This is a genomic window from Marseilla massiliensis, from assembly GCF_016899855.1.
In the GTDB taxonomy this organism is placed as follows: domain Bacteria; phylum Bacteroidota; class Bacteroidia; order Bacteroidales; family Bacteroidaceae; genus Prevotella.
In genome coordinates, this window is sequence record NZ_JACJJG010000011.1 from 37,695 (window position 1) to 55,086 (window position 17,392).

General features: G+C 50.9%; 6 protein-coding genes. 3 read left to right on the forward strand and 3 right to left on the reverse strand.

Features of this window, described 5'->3' with window-relative positions; genetic code table 11:
• The first annotated feature begins 248 nt into the window (after positions 1–248).
• From H6A34_RS04065 to H6A34_RS04075, 3 genes are read left to right on the forward strand one after another with little or no spacing between them, the layout of a single operon-like run.
• Complete coding sequence (locus tag H6A34_RS04065) at positions 249–1,718, forward strand: DUF4992 family lipoprotein (protein WP_205103625.1); 1,470 nt, start codon at positions 249–251, stop codon at positions 1,716–1,718.
• 28 nt (positions 1,719–1,746) lie between these two features.
• Positions 1,747–5,067, forward strand: a complete 3,321-nt coding sequence (locus tag H6A34_RS04070; RefSeq protein WP_205103626.1) for a SusC/RagA family TonB-linked outer membrane protein — start codon at positions 1,747–1,749, stop codon at positions 5,065–5,067.
• 35 nt (positions 5,068–5,102) lie between these two features.
• Complete coding sequence (locus H6A34_RS04075) at positions 5,103–7,313, forward strand: RagB/SusD family nutrient uptake outer membrane protein (protein ID WP_205103628.1); 2,211 nt, start codon at positions 5,103–5,105, stop codon at positions 7,311–7,313.
• Positions 7,314–7,684: 371 nt separating this feature from the next.
• On the opposite strand, the gene H6A34_RS04080 is transcribed toward H6A34_RS04075, so the two are convergent.
• From H6A34_RS04080 to H6A34_RS04090, 3 genes are all read right to left on the reverse strand, one after another.
• Positions 7,685–12,088, reverse strand: a complete 4,404-nt coding sequence (locus H6A34_RS04080) for a two-component regulator propeller domain-containing protein (protein ID WP_205103630.1) — start codon at positions 12,086–12,088, stop codon at positions 7,685–7,687.
• A 95-nt stretch (positions 12,089–12,183) separates the two neighbouring features.
• Complete coding sequence (locus tag H6A34_RS04085; RefSeq protein ID WP_205103632.1) at positions 12,184–14,301, reverse strand: TonB-dependent receptor; 2,118 nt, start codon at positions 14,299–14,301, stop codon at positions 12,184–12,186.
• Positions 14,302–14,760: 459 nt separating this feature from the next.
• Positions 14,761–17,340 carry a glycoside hydrolase family 2 protein gene (locus H6A34_RS04090; protein ID WP_205103634.1) on the reverse strand — a complete coding sequence of 860 codons (2,580 nt, stop codon included), beginning with the start codon at positions 17,338–17,340 and terminating at the stop codon, positions 14,761–14,763.
• Positions 17,341–17,392 lie beyond the last annotated feature (52 nt).

The following is a 17,392-nucleotide window of genomic DNA, read 5'->3' on the forward strand; positions in this document are numbered from 1 at the left end:
CATTCCTGACTGTAAAAGGTGGCCTCTTGCGGGATGAAATGCCGTGTGTTGTCGCGGTGTTTAGTATAGCGCGGCGTCCTGAAAGGTTTAATCAGATATTTTGTTTTTATTTTTTTGAAAGAATGATTACATTTTTTAAGTTCATACGTCTCTTATTCAAATACCCTTAGTGTATCTCTTTGCGAAATCTTTACCTATAGATAATTTGACGGAAAAATAATTATATGTATAACATTAAAAAACGATTTATGAAAAGAAATCATTTATCACTGCGAAGAAAGGCAGGCATGCTTTCGGCAATGGCCGTAGGCGTGTTGCTCGTGTCTTCATGCGCGCAGGACGGTTTTGATGACGAGAGCTGGCGTAGCGACGTCACCAATACCCAGCTTGAAAGCCCTGCTGCTGATGACATCACTATCGAGGCCTCGGCCGACGGTTCACAGACGATAATCTCGTGGCCTGTCGTGCAGGGTGCCGGCGGTTATTTGTGTTCGGTTGTGGACGTAACGGAAGATGGCAACCCTGCGGTTGTAAGCAATATGCAGGACTCAATAGTCGACCGTTGCCAGATTGTCGTTGACCGTACGGAGGACCATAATTATACGTTCAGTATAAAGACTTTGGGCAACGAGGAACTCGGCAACACTGACGCCGCAACATCTACAACGGTGGATTTCGACAGTTATTTGGCTACATACGGGTCGATACCTGCTAATGCAGACTTGTATGAATGGTTCCAACAGAATCCGCTCCCGTCCGAGAGTACAGGCGAGGAATTGTGCTTCGACCTCGAGCCGGGCGGTACTTATACGCTGTCACAGCCGGTGGATTTCTATAACCAGATTGTAACCTTTAGGGCAAAGGATAATAGCAACCATGCTAAACTTTCGTTGGCTGCCTCGGCTTGCTTTAAGACGGCAAGGGGATTCAAGTTGAAGAATATTGACGTTGATTGTGCAGGCGTTACTGAACCACTTGTAAAGTTGACAGATCAACTAGATCCGTCGATTATGGATTTGATTGGTACGAAAGGGGCATATTTTATCGAAGACCCAATCGGTTTCACCGGATGCAACATTACTGACCTTGGCACAAGTCTTATCTCCAACAACAAGATTTATTATGTTGTGTACAACTTGGTTGTGGACGATTGTGTTATAAAGCTTAACAAAACGGACAACTCTGATGCTATTGTTAATTTCAATGGCGCAGGTTTTGCTTCGTACTCGTTCCAGAACTCAACTATTTGGGAGAGCGGTACTAACACAGGCTATTTCTTCTCGCAATATGGCGGACGTCCTAAGGATATAACCTCTGACGGTACTCTCAAGCAGAGCATGGTGTTCAGGAATTGTACACTTTACGGAGTGTCTTACAATAAGAAGTTTAGCAACCAACGTGATAAGGGACAGACTTGGAACGAGTACATAGTTACCAACTCCATTATTGTAGATTGTGGTACAAACAAGTTCTTGAACGGTCTTCTTGAACAAGCTTCGGCAAATCCTCATACGGAATACGCGAATAACACGTATTTCTATGACGGAGTGGATGTAAGTGCGGCAAACACAGGCAGTGATGGTTATGATAACAGTGGTTCTATGATAACGGAGAATCCTGGTTTCGCAGACCCGACGAATGGTGACTTTACCGTAAGCGGTTCGGCACAAATAAGCCTCGGTACAGGTGATCCGCGCTGGTTGCCGACTAATGAATAATAATCAGTAATAACAGAAAACACAAGATATGAAAAGAAAATTCATAATCAGTCTATGTTTCGGTGTCATGGCGTTTGCCGCCTCTCCGGTTCTTGCTCAGAACACGGACATTAGAGGTACCGTAGTAGACGAACACGGCGAGCCGATTATCGGTGCGTCCGTGCGTGTGGAAGGACAGGATGGCGGTGTCATCACCGACCTCGACGGTAATTATGTAATCAAGGCTCCAAAAGGCGCAAAGGTGACCATTACCTACATCGGTTACGAGCCAATGACCGTAACGGGCGGCGGAAGAGTGCAGCTTAAGGAGGACTCTCAGAACCTCGGCGAGCTTGTAGTAGTAGGTTACGGTGTGCAGAAGAAGGCCCACTTGACCGGTTCTGTCGCTACCGTTCCAGTCGACGAAATTCAGGACCTTGCTTCCGGCGACCTTGCCAGCACGCTCGAAGGCCTTGTCAATGGTCTTAGCATCAGCGGCGGCAACAGCCGTCCGGGCGAAAGTGCCTCTATGTACGTGCGTGGTACAAGTTCGCTGTCAGATATAGGTAGCACGGCCCAACAGCCGCTTTTCGTTATTGACGGATACATCTATCCGAACGACGTAAAGGTGGGCAACGCTTCACAGAACCTTGGAGCAGAGGCTTTCAATAACCTCGACCCGGCTGAAGTTGAAAGTATCACCGTGCTAAAGGATGCTTCGGCTGCTGTTTACGGTGCACGTGCGGCTAACGGTGTAATCCTTGTAACTACGAAGAAGGGCAAAATCGGCGCTCCACGTATCTCTTACAGTGGCACGTTCGGTTTTACCGACGCTGTGTCGCATCCCAAAATGCTCAGCGCTTACGAGTACGGGCGTCTGTATAACGCGGTAGCTGCAGCTGACCCGACGGATACCAACCTCAACCATCTTACTGGTCTTTACCAGGCTGATGAGCTTGAGGCAATGAAGGGATTGAACTATGACCTGCTTGACAAGTATTGGGAAACTGGCTTTACCATGAAGCACAGCGTAAACCTGAGCGGAGCTACCGAAAAGGCAAGTTATTTCGCTAACCTGTCTTACTTTGACCAGGGAGCTAACCTCGGTAATCTTGACTACAACCGTTGGAATTTCCGTGCTGGTGTAGACGTAAAGGTAAGCAAGTGGTTGTCTGCTAACCTGAATGTATCAGGCGACTACGGCAAGAAGAACACTCCTTATATAAAGATAGGTGGCTCTTCTAACGAGAAGGATTATAATATCCTGCTGACGCGTCCCCGTTATATTCCGGAGTATGTCAACGGACTGCCTATCGCCGCGTATGGTATTAGTAATTCAGAGGTTGACGAAGACCAGAATTACTCATTCAGCGAGCTTCGCAACAATGGCGACTATAGTCGTTCAATGACGTCAAATCTAAATATACAGGCCGGTGTAAACTATGATTTCGGATGGAGCAAGATTCTCAAGGGATTAACGTTGCGTTTCACTTATTCAAAGAGTATAAATACGGACAAGACCAACCAGTTCGGTTCAAGTTTTGACGTGTATACCATGCTGAACCGTACCGGTAGTGGCCAGCACCTGTACACTCCAGTGGCAGGCGAGAACTATGATGACTATCTTACGGATAGCAACCTGCAGAAGATGACAATTTCAAACGGTACTGCCCAGCTGAACCGTTCAATGGTGCGTACGGATAACTATCAGATGAACTTCACCGCAGCTTATAACCGTGATTTCGGTTTGCACAGTGTAGGCGCGTTGTTCTCGATAGAGAAATCTGAGGCTGAGAGCGAGTATCTTTATGGCCAGAGAAACGACCCGTATTCGTTTACTAACGGACAGTCAAACGGTGCGGATGGCGACATTGACATGAATTTCAAGCGCTTTGAGTCGGGTACGCTTTCGTATATCGGACGCTTTAATTATGCTTACGCAAATAAATACTTGTTCGAGTTCCTTATCCGTTCCGACGCTTCAACCAAGTTCGCTCCCGAAAATTATTGGGGTGTGTTCCCGTCATTCAGCGCAGGTTGGGTAATGTCTGAGGAAAACTGGTTCAAGAAGGCCCTGCCTTGGGTTGACTTCCTCAAGCTTCGCGGCTCGTTCGGTCTTACCGGCCGTGACAACATCGTGGCATGGCAATGGATGCAGCTCTATGCTTCAGACGCCAACAAGGGTCCTGTCTTCGGAACTGGTGCAAGCAACGATACTTCGAATATCCTCTCGCTCAACAAGAACAACTCGGCCGTCAACCCTGACGTGCATTGGGATAAAGTGTACAAGGCTAACTTCGGTATTGACCTCAACGTACTTAATAACCGTTTAAGCGTAACGTTCGACATGTTCCGCGAGTGGAACCGCGAAATGCTCATGACCATCAGTCAGTCTATCGAGGCAACAATCGGAACGCAGTCTGCATCTACCAACCTCGGCGAGATGGACAACTGGGGATACGAACTTAGCGTAACGTGGCGTGACAAGATCGGTAAGGACTTCAAGTACCGTATCGGCCTGAACACCGGTTACTATGACAACAAGGTGCTCAACATGGACTGGGAGACAGAGTATATCTATCGCCAGATACAAAAGGGCGGACGTACGGACATCGGTCTTTGGGGTCTGCAGTGCATCGGTATGTTCCGCAGCTTCCAGGACATCGAGGAGTACTTCGACAAGTACAACATTACTTCTTATCTCGGCATGAGCAAGGATGAGGTACGTCCGGGTATGCTTATCTATAAGGATGTACGCGGTCCGCAGCAGGCAGACGGTACTTACGCAGAGCCTGATGGCGTGGTTGACGAAGATAACGACCAGGTTCGTCTCTCAAACCGTACCAACCCGTACAGCTTCACCTTGAATCTTGGCGCTGACTGGAAAGGACTTTCTCTCACTGCTCAAATCAACGCACAGTGGGGCGGTTACGATGTTCTTGACGGCTCAATGCTTAAGTCGGGTAGCGGTGTAGACGACCTTGAGTTCACCAGCATGCCGATATTCTGGAACGTGGATAACATGTATTCTTACCAAGACGTGTATGACGCGCAGGGAAATCTTGTTGTCGCTGCTAACCGTAACGGCAGTCTGCCTAACCTCGCTTACCAAAGCGTTAACTCGATAGCTTCGTCGTTCTGGCGTATAAGCGCTACGCGCGTTACGCTGAACCGCTTGACGCTGGCTTATACCCTGCCGCAGGCATGGGTTAAGAAGGTTGGTCTGCAGAACGTCCGTTTCAACGTTACGGGACAGAATCTGCTGAGCTTCTACAATCCTTATCCAGACAATTTCATTGACCCGATGTGTTCTTACGGCGCTTATCCTACGCTCCGCAAGTTTACGGTAGGTGTTAATGTTACGTTCTAATTTTAATAAGTATATAATCTTAATTGTAAACATAGATGAATACGAAAATATTTAAGCTGTTCGGTTTTGGCTTGATGTCAGGTATTGTCCTTACTTCATGTAGTGACAGTTTCCTGGAGGACAAGAAAAGTTACGACTATGTGTCACCGGACGCCTATAACGATTATACCGGCGCTCTGCTTCGTGTCAACGATATCTACGTGAGGTGTCTGCCGGATGTAAACGATGACATAAAATACTGGAATACGTCTACGGGTAGCAATGACAATGCCGGTAAATCAACTGAGGAATACAGCGGCCTGAGCGACTTTGTCAATGGTACGCAAAACCCTCTGAACGTTATGAGCGGAACCAAGGTGCCCGATCTGTTCTTCGGTTCGATGAACAACGTCCGTGAGAATACCTACGGACATATCCGCAACATCAATGAGGTAATCGAAGGCATTAGCGGAAGTACGCTTTCCGACGAAGAAAAGAACGAACTGCTCGGCCAGTGCTACTTCTTCCGTGCGTGGCGTTACTACAACATGGTGAAGTTTTACGGAGGTGTGCCTATCGTAACCGAGGTGCAAGACCCTGTTGAAGGTGTGGTAAACCCGCGTAATACCACTAAGGAATGCATTGACTTCATGCTTGACGACCTTGACAAGGCTGCCAAAATGATGGCAGAGTCGACGATGAACGGTGGCGCCCAGGAGTATGGACGTGTTACCACCGGTACAGCCCTTGCGCTGAAGGGCAGGGTACTGCTGTTGTGGGCGAGCCCTTTGTTCAACCGCGACAACGACCAGACACGTTGGCAGAACGCTTATACTCAGATGAAGGCCGAGCTTGACTCAATCAAGGCTTGCGGTTACGGTCTTTACACTGACGGCGACAACGTAAACGGCTCGACATTCGCGCGCGTGTTTACGCAATGCCAGAACGCCAATCCGGAGGCTGTGTTCGTGACATTGTACAACAATTCGAATATAGACGGCGACGTTGCTAAGAACAGCCGTTGGGAGCGCAGCATACGTCCGGCTAACACTTCAGGTTCAGGTAAGACTGCTTCTGCCATGCTTGTAGACATGTTCCCCATGGCTGACGGCAAGCGTCCGGCAACGGCTAATACTTATACCAAGCTTGACGCCTCGTCATATTCTTATGACAAAGAGTATCCTTTCATGAACCGTGACCCGCGCTTCTACCGTACGTTCGCATTCCCCGGTTTCCGCTGGGCATATCAGGGCAACAGCACGCTTGCCGAGGATCAGCCAAACAGCCCGTCGTACAACAACGGACAGGACTACGAGCTTTGGAACTATGTATGGTATTCTTCCGAGGAAGACCGCGACAAGGTGAATGGTGGAGACGAATATGGAGCTGACAACCTGTTGACGGATGTGCAGGGTGTGTATGTACGTAAGCGTTCTGACGACCTTGACATAAACAGTTCTCCGCTTTACGCAAACTTCGATGCCACCAACACGGAAAAGGGCGGCGGCGGTTTCGCTTTCTCCGCGCAGCCGTATATGGAGATACGTTACGCTGAGGTATTGCTCAATCTTGCCGAGGCAGCTTGCGGCGCCGAAGACATGGCTTACGCCGTACAGCTGTTGCAGCAGATACGCGCACGCGCTGGATATACATCAGAGAACAATTACGGACTGCAGGCAAACCTGGCTTCAGACCAGGCTGCATGTATGTCGGCAATACTTTATGAACGCCAGATAGAGTTCGCGTATGAAGGCAAGCGCTTTGACGATTGCCGCCGTTGGCTGCTTTACGACGGTGGACAGTACTTCAGCCAGATAGACGGCGCGCCTTCTGCATGGACACTTACCGGATGGGGTGGTAACACCTGCACTTGGCTCGGCTTCACCCCGCTTAACGGCCAACGTCGCGAGAACATGTACTTCCGCGTAAACAATGACCACAGCAACGGAGTGGGCGGTACGACGTATGACAGTGACCCCATCGCAGATGTAGAACGTTGCGCCGCGGTTGACTTGCGTGAGGACCTTACAACCCAGCTTGAGACCTTGAAGACATGGTATGCAGACAATCTCGTGCGCAAGGACAAGAAGGGTGACGGCCAGACATCACAGCAGGTTGACTTGTATATCAACTTCCTGCCACGCTATTACTTCCTCGGATTGCCGCAAGGAGCGTTGAACAACATGGCTTCGGTAGACCAGACAATAGGTTGGGAAGACCCGCACAACGGTGGCGCGAACGGAACTTTCGATCCGCTTGCCGAATAATAGTATTTCGTTGTTATCATGATATGGAGGGGGCGCGCCTTAGGGTGCGTCCTTTTTTCGTTTTTATCTTTCATCTTTCAGTTTCATGCGTAGTCTGTTGAATGACAGGCGGTTACGGGCTGACAGATGAATGTGTGTCTTTCAGTGGTGGTTGTGAAACCTGACGGCAGGTGAAAGATGGGTGAAGGATACGTGTTTTGCTGTCATGCCGTAATGTGTTGTATTTCAGGGCGTTATGGCAAAACCTGACAGATGACGGATGTTTTCGGTAATTTGTTTATCTTTTGATTTACGAAAGACGGCCTTCCGTCATGCGGAAGGCCGTCTTTTAGCTTGTGATTGATGGTCTTTGGGAAAGTGAAAGGTGGTGATTAATCCCCGTTACGCATTTTTTCCCTTACCTCTTTGCGGTATTCTTTCGGGGTCTTGTCATATTTCTTCCTGAAGCACTTGCCGAAGTAGCCCACGTCGCGGAATCCTACCGAATACGCTATCTCCGTTATACTGTTGTCGGTTGTTTCAATCAGTCGCGCGGCCTTGTTCAGGCGTATTTCCCGTACGAGGTCAACGGGGGCGAAGCCTGTCAGGCTCTTCAGTTTCTTGAAGAAAGCCGAGCGGCTCAGGCCTATCGTGCCGGCTATCGTGTCGATGTTGAAGTCGTTGGCGTTGAGGTTTTTCTCTATTATTTCATGTATCTTGTGCATGAACTCGATGTCCTTCTTCACCAGGTGCTGTTCGTATTCGTCCTTGGCGTCGTCATTGCTGTTCTCTACGGCTGTCTGTACAACCATCTTGCGCTGGAAAATACGCTGTTCGTCGAGTAGCTGGTTGATTCTTGCCGTTAGGTAGGTGCTGCTGAACGGCTTGGTTATGAACGCGTTGGCGCCGGCCTTTACGGCCTTCATCTTTTCCTCCTCGGTGTTTTTTGCCGTGAGGATGATTACCGGTATATGGCTTATGTTGAAGTCCTGGCGTACGCTGCGCAGCACGTCGAGCCCGCTCATCTCGGGCATCATGAGGTCGGTAACGATGATGTCGGGATGGTATTGGTATATTTTCTTCAGCCCTTCTTTTCCGTCGTGCGCCGTAAAGACGTTGTAGCTGCCTCCGAGCTGTAGCTTCAGCATTCGGCACATGTCGGTATTGTCTTCTATAAGCAGTACGGTCGGCACGTCTTCGTTGATGTCACCGGCCGGCCTGTTGTCCGCCTCGTTGTGCTCGGCGTTGTCCGTCCTTACTCCGCTTCCGGCCGTACTGTCGTTGAAGTACACCTCTATGTCCTTGCCGTTGAAGTGCTCCTTGTCGGTGGGCAGTTCTACCGAGAATACCGTGCCCTTGCCTTCGGCAATGTTTTCGGCCCATATACGGCCGTTGTGCATGTTGATATACTCTTTTGATATCGACAGGCCTATACCTGTGCCGGCTGAAGTGGTGTCGCCGGACGTCTTGTTGTCGGCCTGCGAGAATCGTTCGAAAATCAGCTCGAGCTGTGATTTTGGTATTCCGGCGCCGTTGTCCTCAACCCTTATCGTGCATGTCTTTCTGTCGTAGTCATGTTCGAGGGCGATGCATATCGTGCCTCCGTCGTCGGTGTATTTGAACGCGTTGCTGATGAGGTTGTTGAGTACCACGCCTATTTTCTCGGCGTCGCACCATGCCATTACGCGCTCGTCGGGCTTGTCGAATACGAACGCTATGTCACGCTCGTTGGCCAGTATCCTGAACTCGTCCATAAGCATCTCTATCATTCCGTTGATGTCGACGAGCGATACGTGCAGTTTCATCTTGCCGTTCTGTATCTTGCGGAAGTCGAGTATCTGGTTGACGAGCTGCAACATCTTGCGTGAGTTGCGGTCGATGAGGTTCAGGTATTCACGGCCTGTGGGGCTCAGCTTCTCGTTGGCCTTGAGTTCTTCAACCGGTCCCTTTATAAGTGACAGAGGGGTGCGCAGCTCATGGCTTACGTTCGTGAAGAAACGTATTTTCAGTTCGGCCAGGCGGTCGTTGATATATACCTCGTTACGCATTTTCACTACGTACATCACGGTGCGCATTATGCCGTACAGCAACAGGACTGTAACTAACGTATATATGACGTATGCCCACCATGTGGCCCACCACGGCGGAAGCACCACGATTTCGAGCACGCACTCCGGCGAGTCGTAGTCGTGAACCTTGACGCGGAACTTATAGTGGCCGGGTGGCACGTTTGAGTATGAGGCCATGCGGTTGCTGCCGTTATGCCACTGCTCTTCGTATCCGTCGAGTATGTAGGTGTACGGCAGAAGGTTGTTGTCGGCGTAGTACGGCGATGCAAACTCTATCGTGAACGTGGCCTGGTCGTGCCTTAGCTTTATTTTCCTGGCGTATTTTACCGAGCCATGGTAAATCGGAGGGTCAAAGTCCTCGAGGTCGCGGTTCATCACCTTGAAGTCTACAACGTATGTCTTTAGCTTGATTTCGTTTTCTCCCCTTACTGCGTCCGGACTGAATGCCAGCAATCCTTGGCGGCAACCGATTAGCACTGTGCCGTCCTGCATGCAAGTGGAGGTGTTGTCTTCAACGGTGACATTGGGGAAACCCGCAAACCTGTCATAGCTCTTTACGAACGTTGAGCCGTGTTTAAGGCTGGCAAGTCCGTTCTCCGTCCCTATCCACAGACAGCTGCTCTTGTCTTCCGTTATCGACATGATGACGTTACCGCTGAGCTTGTCGTTAATCATATATGATTTCAGTACCGGGCGGTGGTGTTTCTTGTCGTAGTATTCCAGCCGGTTTAGGCCGTTGCCGAATATTCCCATCCATATCCGCCCGTGCCTGTCCTTGTATATGGTGGATATGTCGTTGCTTATTAGTCCGGAATTGTTCTGTCCTCTGTAAGTCTCGAATTTTATGTCAGAGGCGTTCTTGAAGTTGCCGTCGAACGACATTAGTCCGTCTGTCGTACCGACCCAGAAGCGTCCGTTGTTGTCCTCGGCTATCACCCTTACGTCTGTGTACAGTTCGTATTTAGGATATGTCTTCATGCCGTTGCCTTTGTGCCTGAAGACAACTTTTCCTCCTTTTTGCTCAATGAGGTTCAGGCCTCCGTAGAAAGTGCAGACCCAAATGCGCCCCCGGCTGTCCTGGAATGTGTAGTAAACACGGTTGCTGCTGATGGAGTTCCGGTCGCCGCGGCGGTTGGTATATCTGGTAAGGCGCAATCCTTGTGGTGCCATTTCGTCGTCGGATACCTTGACGAGCCCCGAGCCTTTGGTCGACATCCATAAGTTCCCGTTACGGTCTTCCATTATGTGGTATACCACTCCGATGTCCTCTTTCCCGAAATGCCGTTTCACGTTATGGGTCTTTACGTCCATGCAGTACAGGTTGCCGTCGCGCGTTCCTATCCAAAGGTCGCCGTTGCGTGCCTGGTAAATTGAGCGTATGCCGTTGGCGTCGCCGCTGAAGCGTGAGGGCTCAAGTATGTCGGGAAACAGGAACCTGAAGCTGTATTTAGGGAAACATACTTTGTAAACGCCGCTTGTTGTTGACGATAGCCACATTATGCCGTTAGAGTCGATGTCAACGTCAAAGAAATGCGGCCCTACGGCATAGTCCGTAAACTCTTTCAGCCGGTTGATGTTCTGCATGGTCTTTGTCTTGTGGTCAAAGCGCCATACCTCGCCGTTGCGTTGCAGTATGAACAATCCGTTGGCTCCGGTATCCATGAATTTCATCTCGGCAAACAAGCTGTCCGTAGGCATTGTGAACGTTTGCCTGTTGCCTGTTGCCGGGTCGAGGCATGTCATTAGCCCGCGTTGCGAGCATAGCCATAGTTTGCCGTATTTGTCAGAGAATGATTTATATATTCCTTGTGCCTGCTCGGTAATAAGCTTCGGGACGGAACCTTTGGTCAGGCTGTATAGTCCTGACGGGGAGGTAAAATACAGTTTCCCGTCAATTAGCTCAATGCTTGTCACCGGAGCGCCGGTATCCTTGAATGAATATTCTTGCGTATGTCCGTCAGTTGTGTTGATTATGTAAATGCGTCCGTTGGCCGTTCCGGCGCAGATGTATTGCCCTGCATGCCTGAAGGAAGTGAACCTTTCACCTTTACGTACGGCCTTGAGTATGCGTGTGTTGCGCTTTTTCGTGATGACGTACATGTTGAGCCTTGAGCTAAGCCAGTACACGTATTCATTGTTTTCGCCAAGGACGTTATGGCGCAGCCTCATTGTCGAGGCGTCTATGTCGAGCTTGGAGTCGTAGATTTTATCTACTTGTATCTTGCCGTCACTGCCCACGTGGGCCTCGAAAATATCCTTGTTGCGCGTGAGCACGAGCACGTGTCCGCTGTCCATGCGCTGTATTTTTATTACCTGTACGTTGCGTGACAGTTTCTTTAGTTCGTTATATATGTCGTGATAGGCTTCGGTCACCTTGTCGAACATGTACAGGTGGTTGTCCGTATTGCGTATCCACAAGTATCCGTCCTTGTCTTCCACGATGTTCCTCACCTTCTGCGGCGGAACGTCGGAAGGCCCGCTGGGGCGTGTGGTGTATGGCGTGAACTTTGAACCGTCAAACGAGCAAAGCCCGTGCCAGGTGCCAAACCACACGAACCCTTCACTGTCTTTCAGCGCACTGTATACAGTGTTGCTCGGCAAACCCTCTTCGCGCGTGTAGTGTTCTACTATCATGTCGGGCTGTGCCGTTGCGCCCAAGGGCAGCGCAATGAAGGCAAGTACCAGCTGTAACAGCCTGATAATGTTAGTGTTCCGTGTTTTCATCATACGGCAAAGATAGCACAAAAAATCCGATTATTCGAAATTTTGCGCAGACTTTTGCCATCATATACGTAAAAACTTCGTGCAGGGCGGCGTTTGGTTTATTTTATTCCGTTGTCGTTATCGCTGTTGTTCAGCTTGCGTTGTCCGGCGTCGTACTTGCGGCCGCGGCTGAAGTTGTACGACAGGGTGAAGTATATCATGTTGCCGTTGTCCTTGATCCATGTCTTGTAATGCGACTTGTAGTACTGGCTGTCGGTGTATCCCGGGTACTCGTAGCCCTGCGGATAGCCTACGAGTATGGCTCCTATGCCAACGCGAAGGTTTTTCCAACGGTAGCTTACGCGGAGGTCTGACGAGTTCTCGCCGCCGCTCATCGACTCGCCGTAGAAGCTTTTTGGCGTAGTGTAAAAGTCTGCGTTGACCGTCCAGTTGCCTAACATGAGGCTTGCGTCGGCACCCCATTGCCATGAGTTGTAGGTGTGGCGGTAGGTAAGTCCGCGGCTGTCATAACGCTGGTAGGCGCCGTATAGGCTGATGTCAAGCACGTCTTTTATGGCATGCAGGGTGAAGTTGGCGCGTGTCCACTTACTGATAAAGGCCCGCTGGTTCTCGGGGCGCGACACGATGATGTACGACCCGTCGTCCTGCAGCTCGGGGATGTAGCTCATCATAATGGCGTCGGGAGAGTAGCTGAGGCCTCCGTTCACCCACAGACTGAACATAGGATGGTTCCAGGTGACGTCGAGATAAGTCTGGTAGCTGGTGTATGGCGTCAGGCCTACGTTGCCGTCGGAGGCCATGAGCGAGCTGCTCTGCTGGCGCACGTCGCTGAGTTGTGAGAGCGAGGGCACTCCCTGGCTTACCTGTCCGTTAAGACGTATCGACACGTTCTTTATCGGCGAGGCCTGGAGCGAAAGTCTCGGGCGGAATGTCCACTTCTCGAATCCGATGTCGTCCTGGTGTATCGAGGCACGGTTAGCGCCCAATCCGAGCTGGTAGGTCAGCCATTTTATCTTTCCGCTTGCCTGCGCGAAGAGGTACAGGTTGTTTGAGTTGAGCACGGCGTGGGTGCCTACGCTGCCCGAGTAACGGTTGTCCGTGCGGCTGAGCGTGAACTCTCCGCCGGCAGAGAGAGTTAGTTTCTTGAAGTTTTTTGAGTATATCGCCTCGCTTATCAGCGAATATTTCTCGCCCTTAGTGGCATAGCTGTAGTCGTTGAGCGCCGCTGACTGCATCGACTGTTCGGGCGTCTGGTCGAACAGATATTCACGCATCAGGTATTTGTACTTACTCTTTATGTACGTTCCTACGACGTTGGCCACGATGTTCTGGGAGTGGGGCAGGTTAACGGAATAGTAGATGTCGAGCGACGGAGTGTACTGTTTGTCCATCCTTTCGTTGTACGAATAGAGGTCGGGCATGCCCGTTTCTTCAATTCGTTGGTTTACTCCGCGGTATGGGCTGTTGTATCCGTCATAGTTGAAGCGTATGTTCAGGTTGTACTTGTCGGGCTCGGCCAGGTTGTAACTCAGCTGTACGAAATTGGTTGTGTACATGAAATCGCTGTTGTATCCCACCTCGTTCCTGTGGCGTTCGGTGCCGTCGGTGAAGTAGTAGTCGGTCGTGGCGTCGTAGCGGCGTTGGTCGTAGCCGCGGTAACTGAAACCGTACTGTATGCCGAATTCCGACTTCTTGTGGTTGTACTTGAAGTATGCCGAACTGTTGTTGAAGCCAGTTGTGAATGCCTGCATTGTTGACAAGCCGCCCACATAGCCGGCGTAGCGCCGCCTTACCACGTAATTTATCACGGCGTCGAGGCTCTCGTCAGAGTAGCGTACGCCGGGGTTGTCGATATACTCCACGCGCACTACCTCGTCGGGCTGTAGCGCCATGACGTCTTGTGTGTTGGCCTTAACGTCGTTAATCCTGATTTGTACGCCACCGCCTTTGAGCGACGTGATCTGCTGTTGCACCGGGTCAACCTTTATTCCGTCGAGATGCATCAGCTGCAACAGCTCGTACCCGTTGCCCGCCGAGCGCTTCATAGCCTTGGTGGGCAGCAGCACCTGGCGGTCTACTTTATTTATGGAGCGCATTCCTTTTACTGTTACACCGCTCAGGTTAAGCGTCGTGTCAACTTTCAGCGAGTCGGACTGGGCTGTCGCCGTGGTGTAGGTTAGTGCCGTGGCGAGTAATATAAGCGTTGCTTTTTTCATCGTGGCGTGTGGTGTTTGATTGTTGATATTGATGTCGTGTAACGTTATTGGCTCAGCGATAACACGTGATTAATGTTTTACCTCGTTTGTTTATGGTACGCAAAGGTACGCCATTTAGTGACAAAATATTTTTTATTTTTTTAATATTAACGTAATTTAACGAAGAGGGCAATTGTTGAGGCGTCTTGATCTGTAGCGTCTGGATGCATGGTTTCAGGTCTTTGTTCCTGCGTATAGCGGTCACTTTACAACCAAGTCGTTAGCATTACGTAACTGCCTGATATTCAATGGTATTATAAAAGGCCGTCTTTTACACGCTAAAAGACGGCCTTTTGGCTTGCGGTTAACGGCCTTTTGGAAAGCAAAAGACCACCTATTGGAAATTAAGAGTTAAGAGTTAAGAATTAAGAAAATATGCAATGCTGATTTGACAAAGCTATTTTTCTTAATTCTTAATTATCATTGTATTCCGAAGTCAGCTTGTTGGCGGTTAACCTCTTCGAGAGTGCGCTGGCGTTCCTCGTCGGTCATGGCTTGCTTTACGGTTTGTCTGCCTGTCTGCTTGTCCGCTTGCGTGCTTGTAGGTTTGTCGGTGAAACAGGCGGGCAGGGCAGGGGCTACGCTCTCGATGGTCAATGTGTCGGCCTTCGGTGCGTAGTTGCCTTCGTAATACGAGCGTGCCGTGATGGTGATTTTGCCCGGACGGTCGGTAGCCTGGATGAGCACGGGCGCGCTTCCCCATTCCACCTTGCGCGGGTTGGCCATGATGTCGGCGCCGTCGCCTATGATACGGCCCTCGCCCTCAACGGTGAAATATATGTTGTCCGTCGCCAGGCGCTTTACGTTGCCGTTGTCGTCGGTCACTTCGGCCACAACAACGATGAAGTCGCTGCCGTCGGCGGTGAGCTGCTTGCCCATGTCGTCGACGTAAAGGCGCAGCTTGGTTGAGCGGCGCGAGGGCATTTTCTTTTCCTTGACGACAACCTTTCCGTCACGTATGCCCTCGGCAAGAAGGCTTACGCGCTGCCAGTTGCGCTGCTTGTAGCTGTACTCGCGGGCCTGCCAGAAGTCCCAGAAGCCCTTGAATACCACCGGTGCGCACTGTATTCCGTTAGCGTCGTGGAAAACGGGAAGGGTCACGCTCTTGTCGCCCTCGAACACCGTCAGGCGCACGCTGTCGCAATTGGAGAATACGGTTACGTCCGAGTCGGAGAACTGTGTCATCTCGTTTGCAATGAATACCATCGGCTCGCCGTCGCTTACCTGTGAGCGGAACATCTCGAATGTGTACTTCTTCTGGCGGAAGGCGTCGTATATACCGCCGTAATACGGGTCGGGATGGTAGCCGCGCTGATGGTCGAAGGGGTGCCACTGGCAGCCTCCGATGAACTGGCGCTGGCCGTGGAACATCGTTCCGTAGGTGTCGCAGAGCGACAGGGCGGCCGTCAGCATGGGCTTCTCGCCCCACGCACGGGCGGCGCGGTTGAGGCAGTTATGCGCGTACCAGTCGTCTACCATTTCGCCGAACTCGCGCGTGAATACGCACTTGTCCTTAACGGTTGTCGGTTTTCCGATGTTCTCGGGCCAGTCGTACACAACGTCGTAGTTGTCGGCAACACCGGCAGACGGCATGTCGGCCACCGCTCCCGGACGTCCGGGGTATGGGAATTCATCGCGTGTTATCTGCAATGCTTTCAGCGCAAAGTCCTCAGGATAGCGCGTCTCGTTAAGTATCGGTTCCCAAAGCAGCACGCAAGTGTGGTTGCGGTCACGGCGGATAATCTGTCTTGTGTTCTCGTGTACAAGCTCGCCGAAACGTGGGTCTTTGTTCCAGTACTGCCATCCAGGCGTAGGTACGATGATAAACAGCCCCAGTTCGTCACACGCCTCCATGAATGCCGGGTCCATGGGGTAGTGTGCGCAGCGCACGATGGTCATGCCCGCGTCTTTCAGTCGCTTGGCGTCGCGCCATTGCTGGCTGTTGGGCATTGCGTTGCCAACGTACGCAAAGTCTTGATGGCGGTTGCCGCCGATGAGCTGGTGATAGGGTTTGCCGTTAAGCCAAAAGCCGTCCTTTCCGCGGAACTCTGCCTTGCGTATGCCCATGCGCACCATTCCGCCGTCAACTGTCGTACCGTTTTCAGCGACGGTTATCTCCACATTATATAAATAGGGACTCTCCGGCGACCACAACTTCGGCTGCTTCATCTTCATGGCAAGATATGCCGTAGTAGCCTTTCCTGCCTTAACCTTTATTTTTTTCGTTACAGAATATAGTTGTTTTCCGTCACGGTCTTTCACTACGGCGATGACCGTAGGCTGCGCCGTGCGGCCTGACGTGTTACCTACTTCTACGTTTACGAACACGTCGGCGCTCTGTTCCGATATGTTGTCATAGTGCAGGAATACGCCTCCTCCGGCTACTTTGTTCGCCTCGATGGCGTCGGTTATAGCCACAGGTGACTTACCGATGAGCCATACGTCGCGGTACATTCCGCCGTGGTAGCAGAAGTCGAGCGCCGCCTGCTTCTTGCCCGGGGGATACGTCTTGTCGTCACTGTTGTCGGCCTTGACAGCTATCAGGCACTTGTCGCCCGCCTTCACGCCGAGTTCAGATAGGTTTATGGTTATCGGGAGATAGCCTCCGAGATGGCTTTTCACCTTCTTTCCGTTCACGAAGATGTCTTGTTTGCCCATTATCGCCTCGAAATGCACGGTAACGTCCTTGCCTTTCATGTCGGCAGGAACGGTGAAGTGCTTTCTGTACCATACTATGCCTTGATAGTTGCGGCCACCGCTTGCGTCGGCAGGTTCAAGCCTTGCGGTATGCGGGGCGCACACAACGGTCCATCTGCTGTCGTCATACGATACGGCCTCGGCACCCTGTGCGTCACCCAAATGGAAGCGCCAGCCTTGATTGAAGTTGTATATCACCCTGCCGCTGCCCTGCAACGGAAACAGCCCTGCAACCGAATAGGCGTCGGCTCCAGCCGCTGTCAGTGATATGAATAAGGATAAAAGAAATAATAGTTTTTTCATGAAGGTAGTTTTAAAGGAGTTAAGGAGTAAGGTAGTAAAGGAGTTAAGACAA